Source organism: Polaromonas vacuolata, from assembly GCF_012584515.1.
GTDB classification, from domain to species: Bacteria; Pseudomonadota; Gammaproteobacteria; order Burkholderiales; family Burkholderiaceae_C; genus Polaromonas; species Polaromonas vacuolata.
Map to the genome: position 1 here is coordinate 3,221,794 of NZ_CP051461.1, position 19,012 is coordinate 3,240,805.

Below are 19,012 nucleotides of genomic sequence, written 5' to 3' on the forward strand. Positions count from 1 at the left end.
AGGACTTCTGGCCGATGGTATCCTCTTTATCAATACGATTATCAATAACATCTAATGACAAAAGAAATATCATCCTCACCAGACCACGCCGCTAGCCCCGCAGTCAAGCCGATACAAGGCATGTCCAAAGGCCTGACCAATTACGGCGACAAAGGCTTTTCACTGTTTTTGCGCAAAGCTTTTATCAAGGGCGCAGGTTATACCGATGGCGCACTGGCCAGACCCGTCATTGGTATTGCCAACACCGGCAGCGCTTACAACCCTTGCCACGGCAACATGCCGCAGCTGATTGAAGCGGTCAAACGCGGCATTATGTTGGCCGGTGGTTTACCCATGGATTTCCCGACCATCTCGCTGCACGAGAGTTTTTCTCAGCCCACCAGCATGTATTTGCGCAACCTGATGTCTATGGACACCGAGGAGATGATTCGCGCCCAACCGATGGACGCGGTGGTGCTGATTGGCGGTTGCGACAAAACCGTGCCGGCGCAACTCATGGGCGCGGCGTCTAGCGGCATACCAGCGATTCAACTAATCACCGGCTCGATGTTGACCGGATCACACCGCGGCGAGCGGGTTGGCGCTTGCACCGACTGCCGACGCTATTGGGGTAAATTTCGGGCGCAAGAAGTCGATGCAGCCGAAATTGAAGAAGTCAACGCGCAACTCGTCGCCAGCGTCGGCACTTGCTCGGTCATGGGCACGGCCAGCACCATGGCCTGTCTGGCTGAAGCCTTGGGCATGACGGTCGCAGGCGGCGCCTCACCGCCGGCTGTAACGGCTGACCGCATGCGGGTTGCCGAAGAAACCGGCGCCCAAGCCGTGCGCATGGCGCGGCAAGGTCTGGGCATAGACCAAATCCTCACCGCCAAAGCGTTTGAAAACGCCATGCGTGTGCTGCTGGCCATAGGCGGCTCGACCAACGGCATCATTCACCTGACGGCGATTGCTGGGCGCATGGGTTTTGCCGTCGACTTGCCAGCGCTAGACCGCATGGGCCGCGAAACGCCGGTGCTGCTCAACCTAAAACCTTCGGGCGAGCATTACATGGAAGACTTTCACCACGCCGGCGGCATGGCGACGCTGCTGCGCGAGCTCAAACCGCTGCTGCATCTAGACGCCATGACGGTAAGCGGGCGTACGCTGGGCGAGGAAATCGAAGCCGCAGGCCCCGGCTTTGCACAAGACGTAGTGCGCCCCATGAGCCGGCCGATTTATCCGCAAGGCGGCATCGCCGTTTTGAGCGGCAACCTCGCGCCAGAAGGCGCCATCATCAAACAATCCGCCGCTGACCCCCAACTGATGGAGCATGTGGGCCGAGCCGTGGTGTTTGAAAATTCAGCCGACCTAGCCAATCGAATTGATGACCCGGATTTAGACGTCACCGCCGACGATATTTTGGTGCTCAAGAACATTGGCCCCAAGGGCGCGGCGATGCCAGAAGCGGGCTACTTACCGATACCGCTCAAGCTAGCGCGGGCCGGTGTCAAAGACATGGTGCGCATCTCGGATGGGCGCATGAGCGGCACGGCGTTTGGCACCATAGTGCTGCATGTCACGCCGGAAGCGGCGATTGGCGGGCCGCTGGCCTGGGTGCAAAACGGTGACCAAATTCGGCTCTCGGTGAAAAACCGCGAACTGACTTTGCTGGTGAGTGACGCAGAACTGCAGCAGCGCCGCGCTGCTCAAAACGTAACGCCGCCTAGCGCCGAGCGTGGCTACCGCAAGCTCTATCTACAATCAGTGCTCCAAGCCGACAAGGGCGTGGACTTTGATTTTCTGATGCCCGCCAGCCCCAGCGGCGTGGTGCCCAAAAACAAAGACTAAAGAAAACCCAACCAACAAGACCCGATAAGCACCCATGGCAATACGTAAAACAGACCCGGTAGCAAAAGCCAAAGCCAAGGCACAAGCCGAAGCACTCATAGAGTCACCGGACGATCAAATGGCGCGCCTAGCGGGCGAGCTGGAATCCGACATAGTCTGCGGCCGTCTGCACCCACGCGAGCGACTCACTGAAGACGACTTGATGAAGCGCTTTTCAGTCAAGCGCCACAGCGTACGCGAATTACTCGCCAAGCTAGAGCAAATGGGCTTGGTCGAGCGGCGTAAAAACGTTGGTGCGGTGGTGCGCGACTACAGTATTCGCCAAGTCCAAGAGCTGTATGCTATGCGCTCATTGCTAGAAATGCAGGCCGCAAAACTCATCCCTTTGCCACTGCCCGAGCTGCAATTACAGACCTTGATAGCGATTCAAGACAAGCATGATCTAGCGGTTCAGGCACACGATACGCAAGGCGTATTCAGTGCCAACATGGCCTTTCACACCGCCTTGTTTGCGCTCGCTGACAATGAGGTTTTGCAGCAAGCGATTGCCGAGTACGCGCGCCAATCACACCCGATTCGCTTTTCTTCGCTGACCTCAGCCGATTGCCGCGAGCAGTCGCGCACCGAGCACTGGCGCATCATAGAAGCGTTAAAAAGTGGCGACCGCGAGAGCTTGGTGCAGACCTGTGGCGCGCATTTGCTGCCGTCTAGAGATGTCTATCTCAAAGCGCAGCAGCTAAGAGTGGCTGGACTAAACCCAAATTCAACCTCAAGCGCTCACTGAATTTGAATTGAAAAATATGGTCTTTAAACAGCCATTTCAAGCCTGCTGCGAATAGCGCTCAAAGCCACGCGCACGCAACTCGCAGGCCGGGCAAACACCGCAGCCATAACCCCAAGCGTGACGCTGCGTTCTGTCGCCCATATAGCAGGTGTGGGTGTGCTCGACGATTAACTCGACCAGCGCTTGGCCGCCCAAGGTATGCGCCATACGCCAGGTGTCGGCCTTGTCTATCCACATCAAGGGCGTGTCTATCAAAAAACGTTTGTCCATGCCCAAGGACAGCGCCAACTGCATGGCTTTAATGGTGTCGTCCCGGCAGTCTGGGTAACCGGAAAAATCAGTCTCGCAAACACCGGTAATTAACACCTGCAAATCACGCCGATAAGCCAGCGCTGCAGCCAGTGTGAGAAACAGCAAATTGCGGCCCGGCACAAAGGTGTTGGGCAGACCCGAGCTTTCCATTTTGAAAGCCATGTCGCGGGTCAGCGAACTCTCGCTGACTTGGCCTAGCACCGCCAAGTCCAGCTCATGGTCTTGGCCTAATTTATGCGCCCATTGCGGAAAGCAAAGTTTGATTTCGCGGAGCACGTTTAGGCGCGCCTCTAGCTCGACGATGTGGCGCTGCCCGTAGTCAAACGCCACCGTCTCAACCCTGTCGTATTTGGACAAGGCTTGCGCCAGACAAGTGGTGGAGTCTTGGCCACCCGAAAATAAAACCAGCGCTGAGTTGTGAATGGCCATAGAAAAAAAAGAAAAGAGAAAAGAAGAAAAAAGTTAAAGCAGACCGCGCTGCGCCAAGTTGCGCATTAGCGCGCTGATGCCAAAAGTCCAAGGCTGCGCGCTGTCGCAAGTCGTGACCCGGTTGACCAGCAAGCCTAGCTGCGGCGTGGAGACAGTAACGATGTCGCCGACCACGTGGGTAAAGCCTTGGCCCGGGCCGTGACGGTCTTGGGTAGGCGCAAACATAGTGCCTAAAAACAGCATAAAGCCATCAGGATACTGATGATTCTCGCCGATTGCTTGGTTGACCAAATCCAAAGGGTCACGGCTGATGTGGGCTAGCGAGCTGCCGCCCTGCAGCACAAAGGGCTTGGCTTCGGGGCCGGTGACCGTCATGCTTAGCTCACATTGGCGCACATGGTCTAGGCTGAAATCAGCATCGAACAAACGGATAAAAGGGCCTATCGAGCAAGACGCATTGTTGTCTTTGGCCTTACCCAGCAGCAGCGCGCTACGGCCTTCAAAATCGCGCAAGTTCACGTCATTGCCCAGCGCTGCGCCGACGACCTGTCCGCGTGAATTAACCGCTAGTACGACTTCGGGCTCAGGGTTATTCCAGTGACTGTGCGGATGTATGCCGACTTCAGCGCCCGTGCCCATAGAACTGAGCGGCTGGCTTTTAGTGAAGATTTCTGCGTCTGGGCCAATGCCGACTTCTAGGTATTGCGACCACACACCTTGTGCGATCAACACGGCTTTGAGTCGCTCAGCCTCGGCGGAGCCGGGCTTAATGCTGGCGAGGTTCTCGCCAATTACTGCAACGACTGCGGCACGAACAGACTCGGCTTTGCTGGCGTCGCCGCGTGCCTGCTCTTCAATCACACGCTCAAGCATGGAGGCGACAAAAGTCACGCCTGCCGCTTTGATGGCCTGCAAATCACACGGCGCGAGCAACCACGGCAAGTCCGGCTTGCGTGCGTCAAAAGCAGAATTGCTCAGCACCTCTGCGGTTGCAGCTAAGCGCGGCAGTTGTGCCATGGCGGCGCGCACGCTTTGCGCTGGATTGGCTAATTCAAGTAGTTCGCTGCAAGTGGCTGCAAGCGCGGATAAATCCAGCACGTCGTCAGGCGTGACCAACACCAGCACCGGGCCAGTACCTTGCAGCCAAACTCGTCCGACTAGCAAGGCGGCTTTAGCATCAAGAGGAAGCGCAGCGGACGGAGTCAAAGATTTTTGCATGGGCATGGAGGGATGTGGTGTGTGGATGCGATGTGTGAAAAAGTTGCAAACTCATACTAACGCGGCAACGCCAACTCAATTCAAGGCGCTGGATACTTAACAGCGTTGACCACCATCTTCAAACGCGCTGCCTGAATCAAGTCAATATCCAACTGATCGCAAAGTTGCAGCAGATACAAAAAAACATCCGCCGCTTCAGCCGCTACTTCAGCTTTTTTAACCGGCGCTAAACTTCGGCTTTGCGCTTCGGTCAGCCACTGAAAATGCTCCAATAATTCAGCCGCTTCAACACTCAATGCAGCGGCTAAATTTTTCGGGGAATGGTATGGCGCCCAGTCGCGTTCAGCGGCAAAAACGCGCAGCGCTTGCACCAATTGCGTGATATCTTGTGCCGGCTCTTTAAAGCACTCTCGTACGGTTTCTTGCGCCATTATTTGAGTCCCGATTCGAGCAGTTTGACCAACGCATACAAAGCCTGATTCGCCGGTGTTGCGATGCCAAGTGCAGCGCCGCGGCGCGCAATAAAACCGTTCAAGTGGTCTATCTCCGTGCGCTTGCCGCGGGCCAAGTCTTGCGCGGTCGATGAGAACTGTGCCGGCATGGTTTGAAAAATTTTCGCGACACCCAACAACGACTCGGCTAACTCCAAACGCTGACCATCGGCCTTGGCAACCGCCAACACTTCGTGCACCAAAGCTAGTTGCAAGTCATGGGTAGACGCTAACTGGAAAACTTTGCCGTAGGGCAATTGTGTGATCGCAGAAATGGCATTGAAGGTGCAGTTCAGCAGCAGCTTGCGCCACAGCTCGCCCATCACATCGGGTGAAATCTGAACTGGTATTTGCGCGCTGGCAAACAGCGCCACTATGCGTTGGAGTTGCGGCTGCAGCGTGGGCGCGCAACTAGCGTCTAACGCGCCTATCACCAACTCGCCCCGGCCCAAATGCTCGACCTGGCCAGGCGCTGACATGGCAGTGGCCACATAAACCACAGCGGGAATAACGCTTTGACTAATCTGGCGGGAAATCTCACCAGCATTTTCAACCCCGTTTTGCAAGCTCAGCACCAGCGCATGGGACTCAAGCCAAGGTGCGATCTGCTGCGCGACGGATGCGGTATCGGTGGATTTCACGCAAAACAAAACCAAATCCGCACCGCGTACCGCTTCAAGCGAAGCGCTGGCAGCAATCTCTACCCGCTCGACACGCCCGGCCATATGCAGTTGCAGACCTTTTTCTTGAATCGCCTGCACATGGGCAGGCCTTGCGATTAAGGTGACGCTGTGGCCGGCGCGGGCCAGCATGGCACCAAAAAAACTGCCGACTGCACCGCTGCCAACGACAACGGTATTGAGTGACAAAGAGGTCATATGGGCAGCTCCTAAATGACCTTCATCATAGGCCTGCCCAAACACCTGTTAATCGTTAGTCGATATCGGTTTAATTACGCGGCAGCCGAAACACACTGACCATTTGCGACAGCTGGCCAGCTTGCTCTTGCAGCGACTGGGCCGCAGCAGCAGCTTCTTCAACCAATGCCGCATTTTGCTGAGTGACCTGATCCATCTGCGTAATCGCCTGATTGATCTGACCAATACCCTGCTCTTGCTCTTGGCTGGCGGCGGCGATCTCAGCCATGATGTCAGTCACGCGTTTGACGCTGGTGACGATCTCATTCATGGTGTTACCCGCGTCTTGCACTTGCTTGCTGCCTTCCCCCACTTTATCGACAGAGTCGCCAATCAGGGTTTTAATTTCCTTGGCCGCTGCGGCCGAGCGTTGCGCTAGAGAACGCACCTCGGCAGCGACAACGGCAAAACCACGACCTTGCTCGCCCGCACGCGCAGCTTCCACGGCGGCATTCAGCGCAAGGATATTGGTCTGAAAAGCAATGCCGTCGATCACACCAATAATGTCAACAATTTTGCGCGAAGACGCATTGATAGCGCCCATGGTGCCGACCACCAAAGACACGACATCGCCGCCGCGCACGGCCACGCCGGAAGCAGAAATCGCCAACTGATTGGCCTGCTTAGCATTATCAGAATTTTGCTTAACCGTAATGGTGAGCTGCTCCATCGCCGCCGCGGTTTCTTCTAGCGAGCTGGCCTGTTGCTCAGTGCGTGAGGACAGGTCTTGATTACCAGCCGCAATCTCACCCGAAGCAGTGGCCATGGTGTCGGTTCCCAGGCGCACACCGCCCACCAATGAGACCAGGCCTTCGCGCATGGACTCCACCGCACGCGTAATGACGCCGAGTTCGTCACGCCGCGAAGTCTGCATGGGCTGCGACAAATCGCCCTCGCCGATTGCTTGCACCTGTTGGCTGAGCAAACTCAGCGGGCGCACAGTACGGCGAATAAAGAAGAACAAAGCGACGCCCAAAAGCACGGCAGCCACGGCCATAAAGCCGGCCAACAAAGCTATCTGGCGGTACATGTCGGCCAATACCTCTGAAGCAGAAACCTCGGCCACGACTAACCAGCCAGTCTCACGACTTTTGGCAACCGATGCATAGTGCGTCCCCGTTTGCGCTAGATCGAACACCAAAGGTGCGTTATCAAGCCACTTCATTTCTGGACCCGTCATACGCGCTAGCCATTCGTCTGACTGACTGGGCAAGACCTCTGATAACTTTTTACCCGATGCTGTGGGGTGAAAAACTAATTTTGCGTCAGCCGGCGTTGCGCCCGGGTTGACTATGTAAATACCGCCAGTTTTAAAAATTTGAGTTTGTTTTGCAATCTCACCAAAGGCTGCCTGCTGCTTTGAAATATCCAACCCCACATAAAGCACGCCGACCATTTGACCGGCTGCGTTCAAAATCGGATCGTAAATCGTGATAAAGGTCCGACCAAACAAGAAAGAACGCCCGATATATCGTTTACCCGCGCGCAGCGGCAGATAAGCGGCACTTTTTCGGTCTAACAAAGTGCCTACGGCGCGATCACCGTTTTCTTTTTTCACTGAAGTTGTGATGCGCCTAAAGTCTTCGCCCTGCGCGATAAAGACGGTGGCGTTACCACCCGGAAAGTCGCGCGTAAAACTGTCAACTTCTGTGAGGCTGGTGCTCACAGGTTGGGAGAAATTGATCAAATCCGTCTGCCCCTCGTTAGCATAAGACAAGGTCGCTTCAAATTTTCGCCTGAATATCTCAAACGCATTAATAGCAGAGACCTGCATAGTGCTGTCAAACACATCTAAGGACTGGGCGATACCTTCAGACTTGGCGTTGGCGTACTCTTGCGCACTGCGCTGCTGCTGAACCGAGGCCAGCGCATAAAACAAACCTAATAGCATCAAAGTCACCGCCACAATCACCGCTATACCAACGGCCGTCATACTGCGCGCCAGCGAGACAAAAGGCGGCGCTGCCGCTTGGCCATTGTGAGTGGGCGTGGAATGCATCAAAGTCTTCATGGAATTGAACCTACTGGAGTGGGACCTGACTCGGGCAGCAGAACTCAAAAAGGCAGGGAACGCGGCAGGCGCTATGCCAATACGGTGTGAGTAAGACCTACCGAATAATTGTCATTAGTTGTAAAGATAGTTAACAACATTAATAACGGCAGTTGTTTGAAAAACTTTAATAAAAAAATAATTTTTTTACGTTCACATAAGGCTTTATGCAAACTTGCGCCAAAGTTGATTTGGCCTTGGCAGAATTATTTGCGCTTACCCAGTGCGTCGCGGTGTTTCGCTAGCCCGGCCTCGTGATCACAGGCAGCGCCAGTATCTCGGCCCTGCAGCGCTTCAATCTAATTCCATGCCCGCAGCAAGTGCAATGGAATTTTTTAATGCCCTTGAGGTGCGCGGCTTTGACAGAGTTTTCGAACGCCAGATGTTTATCTTTGATCTGGAAAACATTCAGCTTTCCTTGTCCTGCACGGCGCTGCAAAACAAAGTTTGTAGCGCCGCTATCTGGTCCAGCAAATCGGAAGTAAGCTCAATCCTAGGGACATTGCCCAGATCAAATTTGCCACTAATTAATGTTTCAAGAAAACCTTCCAAAGGGATACGGCCTGAGCCGCACTCCCGCACGACATCTTGACTTCTTGACTCTCATTCCGCCGAAAAAAAAAGCAGATGGGGAAATAGCTAAATAATGTTTAGAGCTGAACGCCGCGCGTCAGCGCACCATCAACCAGCAAGTTGGTGCCGGTAATAAAGCTCGCCGCTGGGCTGGCCAAAAACACCACGGCATTGGCCACTTCCTGCGGCGAAGCCATGCGCCCCGTCGGGTTCAGTGCTAGCGCTTCTTTGAACAAAGCGGGGTTGCCCTGCTCAATTTGGTCCCAAATTCCACCGGCAAAATAAGTGTTGCCCGGCGAGACTGTGTTGGCGCGTATTTTTTTACCAGCTAAATGAAACGCCAGACCTTGGGTGTAGTGAATCACCGCCGCTTTGAACGCGCCGTAAGGGCCAGCGGCAAAATCAATCTCCCGCGCCGAGACGCTAGAGATGGTGATGATGGACGCATGCTGGCTTTTCTCAAGACTTGGCATGGCAGCATTCACCAAGCGGACCGTGCCCATCATGTCAACATCAAAGCCACTCTTCCAACCCGCTTCGTCGTTGCCTACCGCCAACGCACTGACGTTGGCGACCACTATGTCTATGCCGCCCATGGCAGTACTAGCTTGGGCCACAAAAGCGGCCAGTGCAGCCTCGTCGCCGACGTCTACTGCGCAGCCCAACACCGTGGCGCCAGTGCTTGAAAACTCGGCAGCGACAGCCGCCACCTCGCTGGCATTGCGGGCGCAAAAAGCCAGTTGCGCGCCCTCGTCGATTAGCGTCTGCGCAATCGCTCGGCCTATGCCCTTGGTGCCACCGGTAACGATTGCCCGCAGGCCTTTGAGTTTTAAATCCATTGCTGTTGTCCTGTTTGGGTAAAAATTTATTCGGCTTCGGGTGCGAGGTATTTTTTCTCCACCCCTGCTGCCACGGAATATTTGGGATCGACAAAATTACCGAGCCTGACTTTGCCGCACTGGCTGAGCATCATGTATGCATCCCACTTGTCGTAGCCATACTCTTTGGCCATCCACAAAACCAATTCGCTGTAAGCAATGCGGGTGGCGTCTTCGAGCGGCCGCGCGCTGCCTATCACCATGATTTGATCTTCGGTTTCTAAGCGTGGCCAATCAATCGCCCAGCTTTTGATTAAGTCAACATGGATAGTCGTGCGACTGGCGTATTCGACGGCTGTGCCGCAGACCTCGCCATCGCCCTGACAAGCATGGGCATCGCCAATAAATAGCCGCGCACCGGGCGAGCGCACGGGCAAATAAGTGATGCTGCCCGGCCCCATGTCGGGCACATCCATATTGCCGCCGTGGCTGTCTGGCGTGAGGGAATTAATCGAGTCAATTTCGGGCGATAAGCTCAGTGTGCCAATGTGCGGGCGGTAAGGCAGGGTTACGCGCCGGCTCCAGTAAACGCCTTGCTCGTCGAGGTCAATCTTGCGCGTGATCTCGGGCAAGGGGTCGTTCAACATGGCGGTAAAGTCTGTGCCGGTGAGCGCGCCGAAGCGAGGAATCAAACAGCAAGTGCCGCGTGGATTAGCGCCGCGCGGCAGCATGGATTCGATATACACCGCCACCACATCGCCTTTTTCAGCGCCTTCAATCATGATGGGGCCGTTTTGCGGATTGAGAAACGGCACGCGCAGTTTGGCGCTGGGTAAATCTTGTTCGGTCTGGATTTTTCCGTCAAACGCATCCCGGGTATCGACGATCACGCGGTCACCCGGTTTGATATGCAGCACCGGCTGCGAGTAAGGGCCTATGGTGTAGTGAAAAACGCCTTGGCGTTCTTCCGTCAACTCGTGAGTAGTGCCGACTGCACCGCGAGCAACGCCGCGGGTGTGCATGAGAGATTTCGAAAGCCATGTCATTGAGAGGTCTCCACTAAAAAAAGTATTTTTATGACTATAAGACCGCCAGTTGCAAACCAAGCTTTAGTTGGGCAATTTATTGCACGCTATTACATTTTTTATTACGCACAGAGCGGCTAAAAAAAACCGCGCCTTAAACGCCATTGCATGGATTAAAAAATGCCTCAAACTACCCACATTTTTAAAACCAGTCCAAGCAAAGCACTGACTGCAATCACATGAATCACATTGCGTTTGTAGCGAAACAGCGCCACCGCAGCGGCCAGCGCAATCAGCGCAGAGGCCACGTCAAAGCGTCCACTAAAGCCAGTTGGCCAAAGTACGTGATACGCAAAAAATAGCGCCAAATTTAAAATCACACCGACGACTGCGGCGGTAATTGCGGTCAGCGGCGCAGTGAATTTAATCTCGCCATGCGTGGATTCAATCAGCGGACCACCGGCCAAAATAAACAGAAACGACGGTAAAAAAGTGAACCATGTCACCAAACACGCGGCCAACGCACCAGCCAAAAAGCGTGACTCAGGTCCCAACAAGGCTTGCAAATAAGCGCCAATAAATCCAACGAAAGCCACCACCATAATCAGCGGGCCGGGCGTGGTCTCGCCGAGGGCTAAACCATCAATCATCTGGGTCGGGTTAAGCCAACCAAAGCTCTCGACTGCGCCTTGATAAACATAAGGCAGAACGGCGTAAGCACCACCAAAAGTAAGCAGCGCAGCTTTGGTGAAAAACCAACTCATTTGCGTGAAGGTGTGACTCCAGCCAAAGCTGGCGATCAGCACCAGCATAGGCAGCAACCAGAGCAGCGCGCCCACGGCTAAGATTTTTACTAATCGACTCCAGCGAAATTTTGCATGCTCTGGCGTAGGCGTGTCGTCATCAATCACAGCCTTGCCGAGTGCTTGCTTAGATTGTTTATGGTCAGTACCAGTCGCAAATTTTTCTGGTGCGAATCGGCCACCGACAAAACCAATTAAGGCCGCTGCTGCCACGATGGCCGGAAAGGGTAGCTTGAACGCAAAAATCGCTACGAAAGATGCGCCAGCGATGGCCCACAACCAATTGTTCTTCAACGCCCTAGTGCCTATGCGGTGCGCCGCATGCACCACGATGGCGGTGACGGCTGGCTTGATACCGTAGAAAAGTCCGGCCACCAGCGGCATCTCACCATAGGCAATGTAGAGCCAAGACAACGCAATCAAAATGAAAAGTGACGGCAGGACAAACAACACACCAGCGACGATAGCGCCCTTGGTGCGATGCATTAACCAGCCAATGTAGATGGCGAGTTGCTGCGCCTCAGGGCCGGGCAGCAGCATGCAGTAATTGAGCGCATGCAAAAACCGCCGCTCAGAAATCCAACGCCGGTTCTCCACCAGCTCTTGATGCATCACCGATATCTGACCGGCCGGGCCACCAAAACTGATGAAACCAAGCTTGAGCCAAAACGCAAAAGCCAGCCAAAAATTAACGCCTTGAGTTGCGTTTTGCGCATCCGTGTTGGCGGGTTCAGCAGCGGATTGCTTTGGAAGGTTTTGCATGGTTTTTTTAAGTGAGTGAATTCACCGATTAAAAAGGCGTGTGCTCAAGGCGCATCGTTATGGCTTTGATTGTGAGGCTAAAGCGCGAGGGTGTTTAAGGCACGGACTCGACTTTGCGGGCGCTGCTCTTATTTTTGCTGGTAACACCTTGAGAGTTCAAGATATTAGAAAAGACTTGGGCCAGACACGCATCATTTGCTATGGCCTATTGGCCAAACGCATGGTCGTGATCGGCTACACCCCGCGTGGCACGGACCGCCATATTTTCAGCATGAGGAAAGCCAATGAACGCGAAAAAGCACGCATCAGCGCACACATTTAAGTCTGATCTAGAGCGGGTTGATACTCACCAATTGCATGCGTCTGAGTACGACGATCTGCCTGATTTAACGGATGAAATGCTGGCCAGAGCGACTGTCAACAAGGGCGGTCGACCAAAACTAAACGCCCCCAAGGTATTGTTGTCGGTACCCTATAGCCAAGAAGTAGTGGCCTACTTCCGCGCCACCGGTGACGGCTGGCAAAACCGCATGGATAAGGTATTGAGTCAATACGTGTCTGAGCATCCGCTTACCTCAAGCCCTTTGCCAACCGATACCTGAGAGCATTCGACTCTGCTTTGCATCGCAGAATTTACGCAGAATTTAATACCACCCTAGAAAGGGCATCAACATAGTATTTTTAAATGAGCAGTCGCAGTATTAACGCCGCCATAAAGGCCTGATTTCTCATGCGCTTGCACCACCTATTGCCGTCGTATTGGCTTTAAAAAAAGCCCAATAAACTTCAATCAGTGGTGCAAGAAAAACTGGTGCGAAAACCACTTGTACGAAAACCTGATGCCAACAAAATTAAATGCGACTGCCGTAGCAAGCAGTCGTTAGTCATTGGTCATTGGTCTTAGGACTGGTTTTCGAATCAAGCCAACTTAAACGGCAACTCACGCAAACGTTTACCGGTCAAGCTGGCAATCGCATTGGCAAACGCAGGCGCCAGTGGCGGCAAGCCGGGCTCACCTAAACCGGTAGGTGCGTCTGCGCTGGGCACTATGTGCACCGCAACGCTTGGCATGTCAGTGATGCGCGCTACCGTGTAGTTGGTAAAGTTGCTTTGCTCGACCACACCGTCTTTTAACGTGATCGCCGCACCCGGCAAACACATGCCTAAGCCCATCAAGGCCGCGCCTTGAATCTGCGCTTCTATGCTGGTGGGGTTAATCGCCAAATTGCAATGCACGCCAGCAGTAATCGCGTGTAGTTTTGGCTTGCCGTCGGTGACCGACGCTTCCACTACATAGGCCACCACAGTGTTAAAAGATTCATGCACGGCTACGCCCCAAGCACGGCCTTCGGCGAGTTTGCGTTTGCCGTAACCAGAACGATCAACTGCGGTTTGCAAAGCCGTTTGATGGCGCGGATGTTTGCCCGCGAACTGCTGCATACGAAAGGCCACAGGGTCTTGGTTGGACTGGCGCGCGATCTCGTCGATTAGGGTTTCCATCACATAAGCCGTGTGGGTGGAGCCGACACTGCGCCACCACAGCACCGGCACATTTTCTACCGGATGGTGGGCGGATAGGCGCATGGGAATGTCGTAGGGCAACTTCATGCCTTCGACCATGGTCTCGTCAACGCCGTCTTTAACCATGAATTTTTCAAACGCTGTGCCGGTCATGATGGACTGGCCGACGATGACATGGTCCCAAGCGAGTATCTTGCCGTCGGCGTCAAAACCAATCTCGGCGCGATGCACATGCATGGGCCGGTAATAGCCGCCGCGCACATCGTCTTCACGGCTCCACAAAGTGCGCACAGCACCCGTCAAACCTGCTGCGCGCGCGGCCTTGGCGACACCGGCTGCTTCGACAACGTAGTCGCTGCCGGGCACGCCGCGTCGGCCAAAACCGCCACCAGCCATTTGCACATGGATGCGCACGTTGGCGGGTTTAACACCCAGCACCTTAGCCGCTGCCATGCTGTCTAGACCCGGCATCTGGCTGCCCACCCACAGCTGCACTTTGGTGTCTGCACCTTGACCGGTTAATTCCACTGTGCAACTGAGTGGCTCCATTGGGGTATGGGCAAGGTAGGGAAAAACAAACTCGGCGCTGATTTTTTTCGGCGCTGTGGCTAGTGCACTGACATCGGCTGCGTATTTAATTGCGCCGGTTTTTTTCGCCAATGCTTGATAGCTAGCGAGTTGGGTAACGCTATCAACTTTTTCACGCGCCGAATCATCCCATTGAATTTTGAGCGCGTCGCGGCCTAACTTTGCCGCCCAGTAAGCATTCGCCACCACCGCAACACCTTCACCGCCGCGGTCTAAGGCAATGCGCAGCACTGCTTTGACGCCGTCTACGGCTTTGGCCGCGCTGTCGTCGACCGACTTAATCTTGCTGCCAAACACCGGTGGGTGCGCCACCACGGCGGTCAGCATGCCGGGCAAATTCATGTCAATGCCGTAACTTTGCTGGCCACTGGATTTGGCGCGTGCATCTAGGCGCAGCGTGGGTTGGCCTATTAAGCGAAATTGCTTAGGGTCTTTGAGCGTGACTTTTTCCGGCACTGGCATGGCCATCGCAGCTTCGGCCAAGGCGCCATAAGTCAGACGCTTACCGCCCGGGCCAATCACCACACCTTGCTCGGTGCGCAGGCTAGATGCGTCTACGCCCCACTGCGCCGCAGCAGCAGCGACCAGCATGGCGCGGGCGCGCGCGCCGAGTTCACGGTACTGGGTGTAAGAGTTTTTAATCGAGCTTGAGCCGCCAGTAATTTGCATGCCAAAGTTGGGATCGATATAAGCCGGGTCGGCATTGCCGTGTTGGGTTTTGACTTTGCCCCAATCCGCGTCCAGCTCTTCCGCCAGAATCATCGGCAGACCGGTTTGCACGCCTTGGCCGAACTCAAGCCGGTTCAAAGTCACCGTCACCATGCCATCCGCGGCGATGCTGACAAAGGCCGAGGGCTGCTCTATCGGCTTGAGCTTGGACGCACTAGCACTGGCCGCTGCGGCACCTGTTGCGGCTTGCGCCAGCATAGGAAACGCACCCAATGCGAAACCGCCAGCAGTCGCCATTTTGAGAAAGCTGCGACGCGCCAGTGCCGGGTTGATAACGCTACTTTCACCCTCAGAAGATGCCAGCATTTGTATGCCTTTTGGCAGTTGGCTAAACAGCTCGGCAGGGCTTAGGTTTTGTGTTTTATACATGGGGGTTTCCTTTAAGCGATGGCGCTGGCAGCGTCTTTAATAGCAGCGCGAATGCGCACATAAGTGCCGCAGCGGCAGATGTTGCCGGCCATGGCGCTGTCGATGTCGGCATCGGTTGGGGTTTTATTTGATTTCAGCAGCGCAGTCGCGCCCATGATCTGGCCGCTTTGGCAGTAACCGCATTGGGCCACGTCGTGCTTAACCCAAGCGTCTTCGACTGCTTTGCCGACGCTGTCTAGAGACATGGCTTCAATGGTGGTGATTTTCTGGCCGACGGCGGCAGAAATCGGTGTCACGCAAGAGCGAATTGCCGCGCCATTCAAATGCACGGTGCAAGCGCCACACATCGCCACGCCGCAGCCGAACTTGGTGCCCGTCATGCCCAGCGTATCGCGCAAAGCCCAGAGTATGGGAGTGGAGTCGGGCGCGTTAACGGCAATGTCTTTGCCGTTGATATTGAGCGTTTGCATGGGGTCTCCAAAAAGGAATAAAAAAAGATATGGTGGAAAAAGCTTGCCGCAATAAAGACTAACTAGCGGCGAAGCTGGCATTGGCGAGCACAGCTCAAAGCCAATACCAATGCGAATAACAAACTAAATAACCAGTCCAGTAAAAGCGTCAATAAGCCTGCCTAAGCAAAGACATTACATATACCATAAGCCGAAAGCGACGCTTACGCTTTATGACACATTCAATGCCCTTTTCAAGTCGCTCAAGCGCGGCTGCGTTAGTCGCTTATGCTTAAGATAAATCAGCGGTTTTTCAATCCTGGCAAATACCCCAAACCTTTACCGGGAGCGTTTTCATTCAATGGATTTGTGCCAAGAAAAACCTCTGCCATTGGCCATCACGGCGCAAGACGGCTACCCCCTCAAAGGCTTGTGCTGGCGCCACCTTACAGACACACCTCAGACCGCACGCCCGGTCATCGTCATCAACCCCGCCACCTCAGTGCTTTGCACTTATTACAGCCGTTTCGCAGCCTATTTGCACCGCAATGGTTTTGATGTCATTTGCTATGACTACCGCGGCATAGGCCTGTCCAAGCCAGCGTCGCTGCGGGGTTTTCAGGCCGGCTGGCTGGACTGGGGCCAGCTCGATTTTCAAGCCGTGTTGCAGTACGCAGCCAGCGACTTTCCCGGCCAACCGGTGCAAGTAGTCGGTCACAGTGTGGGCGGGATGTTGATTGGTTTGGCTGCGTCCAACGCCAACATCACTCGGGTCTTCAGCATGGGTGCGCAACATGCTTACTGGCGTGATTACCCGGCCAAACAGCGACTGCGCTTGCTGCTCAAATGGCATGTTTTTATGCCGCTGGTGACGGCTTTGCTAGGCTACTTTCCGGCCAAACGTTTGGGTTGGATGGAAGACACGCCGCGCGGCGTGGTGCAAGACTGGACGGCACGAGCAGCGCGGTTTGAAGATACCTATAAGTCAGGTGCCAGGGTTCTTTCTAGCGCCGACAGACGCGGGATCATCGCGCAGTTCACCGCCCTTCGCTGCCCGACACTGGCGCTAAGCGTGACGGACGATGAATTTGGCACCGTCGCCGCAGTGCAAAGATTGCTACGCTGCTTTGATAGCAGCGCATCCACGCATTTGCGCGTCGCGCCTGAATCCTTGGGGCTTAAAGAGATAGGCCATTTCGCTTTTTTTCACAGCCGCTTTGAACCTACGCTATGGCCTATTGCCTTAGCTTGGCTAAGAGAAGGCAGCTTGCCTGATAGCGTGGGTGATAGCGTGGGTGAGATAGTCAAGCCCTTGAAAACCGTCAGATAAATCAAGCGCTGACGTCGAGGTCTTGATTTTTAGCGTGTTTTAAGTGTCTTTGCGCGGCTGGTTATAAGCCGAGAAAACACTGCTCTGGCCTGAGCGCTGCACCAGTAAAACCGAATACGGCTCTTGACGCGAACCCATCTCCATGCCGGGCGAGCCAATCACCATGCCGGGAACCGACAAGCCTAGGGCGGCAGATTTTGTGGCCAATAACTTTCGGATGTCTGCCGCCGGCACATGGCCTTCGATCACATAGCGACCGACGGTTGCCGTGTGGCAGCCAGCAAACTGCTCTGGCATGCCTAACTTTTGGCGAATCGGGCCGGTGTCGTCAACGTCGTTGACATGCACCGTAAACCCAGCCGCAGACAGATGCTTGACCCAATTGACGCAGCAGCCGCAAGAAGGTGTTTTATAAACCTCTACAGCCGTTGCAGCGAGTGCCGGCATGGCTTGCAGCAAAGGCAGCAAAGACAGACCTAAAAGTGAGCGGCGCTTCATGACAACTCTGCCGTGTTAGCGAGTTGCAGCGCATTGTTTAGCACCAAAAAATCGTTTGTAAGAAAGCCTGTAACGACGCTTTGCGTAGACTGCGATGAGCTAAGAATTTTCATTTTTTCATGCTATCACAGGGCTTTATCGCCCTTTGTTTTGAGGGCCTCACGCAGCGCAAATCAAAATAAAAGCTGGCGCCAAAACAGATTGGGAAACAAATTAAATCAAAAAATTTGGATTAATTTTGCCGTTCCAAGTCAGTAGTCAACCGGCAGCAGGGAAAATGCAGCGATGAACATTATCTTTGCCGACCGATGCCATTGCCAATAAATACTAAAACCAGCACACAGTTTGCAAGCTACGCGCTAGTGGTTTTGCTCTGCCTAGGCTCTCTCGTCTATGGGCTACTGCCCGGCCTGCTGGCCGCTTGCGCGGGCTTTTTAATGGCCAACGCGCTGACCGGGGAAAATCGACTCAGAGGCCCAAAGCTCGGGCCAAAATTAGCCGCCGCCATCGTCATATTTTTGCCGCTGATAGGGCTGGGGTTGCTGCTGGCCAATGCCAGAGGCATGGTGTTTGGCTTGCTAGGACAGTATCAAGCCTTGTTGCACCAGCTCGCCGCCACAGTGCTGGAGATTCGCGACAAGCTGCCAGCTGACTTGGCAGTTCATCTGCCGGAGGAATTAATCGATGCACAGTTGTGGTTAGCCGACTATCTGCGCTCCAAGGCCAAAGCACTGTCCGGCGCTGGCGCGGCTGGCTTACATGGATTTTTTCTCGCCTATGTGGGCATTATTGTCGGCGCGTTAATCAAGGGCACCTTAAAAAAGCCCACCATTGCGCCGCTGCGAGCAGCGATACGCCAACGGGCGGCTTGTTTTATCGATGCGTTTAGGCGCATCGTTCTGGCCCAGTTTTGGATAGCGGCGATTAACGCCGCGCTGACTTCTGTCTTTTTGCTAGTGCTATTGCCACTCTTTGATGTCCAGATGCCTTACATAGGGCCACTAGTGGCGCTGACCTTTTTTGCGGGTCTCATTCCCATCGTTGGTAACCTCATCTGCAACGTCGTGATCTCGCTGGCCGGGGTCTCTATCTCGGGTGCTGTGGGTCTGGCCTGTTTGCTGTTTTTAATCATCATCCATAAAACCGAATACCTGATTAACGCCAAGATACTGGGCAAACAAACCAATACCGCCGCCTGGGAGTTGCTAGCGGTGATGTTCATCGGCGAGGCCGTGTTTGGCTTACCGGGCCTAGTGTCTGCGCCCCTTTACTACGCCTATGCAAAGATGGAGCTTCAGGTCACAAAACTGGTGTGAAGCTGATCCGCACCCATACTGCCTGTTTTTTAAGCGCCGTCTGGAAAGCCAGCACTGACAACGTTTTAAGCACTTGTCCCTGCGCTTATCCACAGGGTCATGCCCGTGACTGAGGAATAACTCTGTGCTGTTTGTTCGGCGAAACACTGGTTTTCACTGCCTTCAATTACCGCATCACATAACGACTTTTGTAGTGAATCTGC

The 19,012-nt window shown here is 54.4% G+C and carries 17 protein-coding genes; 6 read left to right on the forward strand and 11 right to left on the reverse strand.

All coding sequences use genetic code 11. The features are described from left to right. Positions 1–54: 54 nt before the first annotated feature. Positions 55–1,827: an IlvD/Edd family dehydratase gene (locus HC248_RS14670; protein ID WP_168923128.1), complete on the forward strand. Its 1,773-nt coding sequence runs from the start codon at positions 55–57 to the stop codon at positions 1,825–1,827. 34 nt (positions 1,828–1,861) lie between these two features. After that, positions 1,862–2,611, forward strand: a complete 750-nt coding sequence (locus HC248_RS14675) for a GntR family transcriptional regulator (protein ID WP_337778950.1) — start codon at positions 1,862–1,864, stop codon at positions 2,609–2,611. A 36-nt stretch (positions 2,612–2,647) separates the two neighbouring features. Here HC248_RS14675 and queC read toward each other — a convergent pair whose 3' ends face one another. The 8 genes from queC to chrA form a co-directional block, all read right to left on the reverse strand. Continuing rightward, complete coding sequence (gene queC, locus HC248_RS14680) at positions 2,648–3,346, reverse strand: 7-cyano-7-deazaguanine synthase QueC (protein WP_168923877.1); 699 nt, start codon at positions 3,344–3,346, stop codon at positions 2,648–2,650. 39 nt (positions 3,347–3,385) lie between these two features. Continuing rightward, a complete protein-coding gene (locus tag HC248_RS14685) occupies positions 3,386–4,570 on the reverse strand; it encodes a fumarylacetoacetate hydrolase family protein (RefSeq protein ID WP_168923129.1) in 1,185 nt (394 codons plus the stop codon). 80 nt (positions 4,571–4,650) lie between these two features. Next, the gene (locus HC248_RS14690; protein WP_168923130.1) at positions 4,651–5,001 is read right to left on the reverse strand and encodes a nucleotide pyrophosphohydrolase; all 351 of its coding nucleotides are present in this window, start codon (positions 4,999–5,001) and stop codon (positions 4,651–4,653) included. Continuing rightward, positions 5,001–5,939, reverse strand: coding sequence for a ketopantoate reductase family protein (locus tag HC248_RS14695; protein WP_168923131.1), 939 nt, complete (start codon positions 5,937–5,939; stop codon positions 5,001–5,003). The genes HC248_RS14690 and HC248_RS14695 overlap by 1 nt, the downstream gene beginning before the upstream one ends. 70 nt (positions 5,940–6,009) lie before the next feature. Then, on the reverse strand, positions 6,010–7,989 hold the full coding sequence (locus HC248_RS14700) for a methyl-accepting chemotaxis protein (RefSeq protein ID WP_238342646.1): 1,980 nt from the start codon (positions 7,987–7,989) through the stop codon (positions 6,010–6,012). Between the two features lie 689 nt (positions 7,990–8,678). After that, on the reverse strand, positions 8,679–9,440 hold the full coding sequence (locus tag HC248_RS14705) for an SDR family NAD(P)-dependent oxidoreductase (RefSeq protein WP_168923132.1): 762 nt from the start codon (positions 9,438–9,440) through the stop codon (positions 8,679–8,681). Positions 9,441–9,466: 26 nt separating this feature from the next. Then, a complete protein-coding gene (locus HC248_RS14710; RefSeq protein ID WP_168923133.1) occupies positions 9,467–10,465 on the reverse strand; it encodes an acetamidase/formamidase family protein in 999 nt (332 codons plus the stop codon). A 164-nt stretch (positions 10,466–10,629) separates the two neighbouring features. Next, positions 10,630–12,009 (reverse strand): chromate efflux transporter, encoded by a 1,380-nt coding sequence (chrA, locus tag HC248_RS14715; protein WP_168923134.1) that lies wholly within the window; start codon positions 12,007–12,009, stop codon positions 10,630–10,632. A 40-nt stretch (positions 12,010–12,049) separates the two neighbouring features. Here chrA and HC248_RS14720 point away from each other — a divergent pair, with 40 nt between their 5' ends. Both HC248_RS14720 and HC248_RS14725 read left to right on the forward strand, forming a co-directional pair. Continuing rightward, a complete protein-coding gene (locus HC248_RS14720; RefSeq protein ID WP_168923135.1) occupies positions 12,050–12,331 on the forward strand; it encodes a BrnT family toxin in 282 nt (93 codons plus the stop codon). Further along, positions 12,294–12,611: a BrnA antitoxin family protein gene (locus HC248_RS14725; protein ID WP_168923136.1), complete on the forward strand. Its 318-nt coding sequence runs from the start codon at positions 12,294–12,296 to the stop codon at positions 12,609–12,611. Before HC248_RS14720 ends, HC248_RS14725 begins: the two co-directional genes overlap by 38 nt. 316 nt (positions 12,612–12,927) lie before the next feature. Here the strand turns inward: HC248_RS14725 and HC248_RS14730 are convergent, their stop codons facing one another. Both HC248_RS14730 and HC248_RS14735 read right to left on the reverse strand, forming a co-directional pair. Beyond that, complete coding sequence (locus HC248_RS14730; RefSeq protein WP_420372025.1) at positions 12,928–15,153, reverse strand: xanthine dehydrogenase family protein molybdopterin-binding subunit; 2,226 nt, start codon at positions 15,151–15,153, stop codon at positions 12,928–12,930. Positions 15,154–15,227: 74 nt separating this feature from the next. Beyond that, positions 15,228–15,686: a (2Fe-2S)-binding protein gene (locus tag HC248_RS14735; RefSeq protein ID WP_168923138.1), complete on the reverse strand. Its 459-nt coding sequence runs from the start codon at positions 15,684–15,686 to the stop codon at positions 15,228–15,230. 340 nt (positions 15,687–16,026) lie between these two features. On the opposite strand from HC248_RS14735, the gene HC248_RS14740 reads away from it, so the two are divergent. Then, positions 16,027–16,995 carry an alpha/beta hydrolase family protein gene (locus HC248_RS14740; protein ID WP_168923139.1) on the forward strand — a complete coding sequence of 323 codons (969 nt, stop codon included), beginning with the start codon at positions 16,027–16,029 and terminating at the stop codon, positions 16,993–16,995. Between the two features lie 39 nt (positions 16,996–17,034). On the opposite strand, the gene HC248_RS14745 is transcribed toward HC248_RS14740, so the two are convergent. Further along, the gene (locus HC248_RS14745; protein WP_168923140.1) at positions 17,035–17,493 is read right to left on the reverse strand and encodes a DUF411 domain-containing protein; all 459 of its coding nucleotides are present in this window, start codon (positions 17,491–17,493) and stop codon (positions 17,035–17,037) included. A gap of 314 nt (positions 17,494–17,807) precedes the next feature. Between HC248_RS14745 and HC248_RS14750 the strand changes: the two genes are divergently transcribed. Then, a complete protein-coding gene (locus tag HC248_RS14750) occupies positions 17,808–18,809 on the forward strand; it encodes an AI-2E family transporter (RefSeq protein ID WP_420371990.1) in 1,002 nt (333 codons plus the stop codon). Positions 18,810–19,012 lie beyond the last annotated feature (203 nt).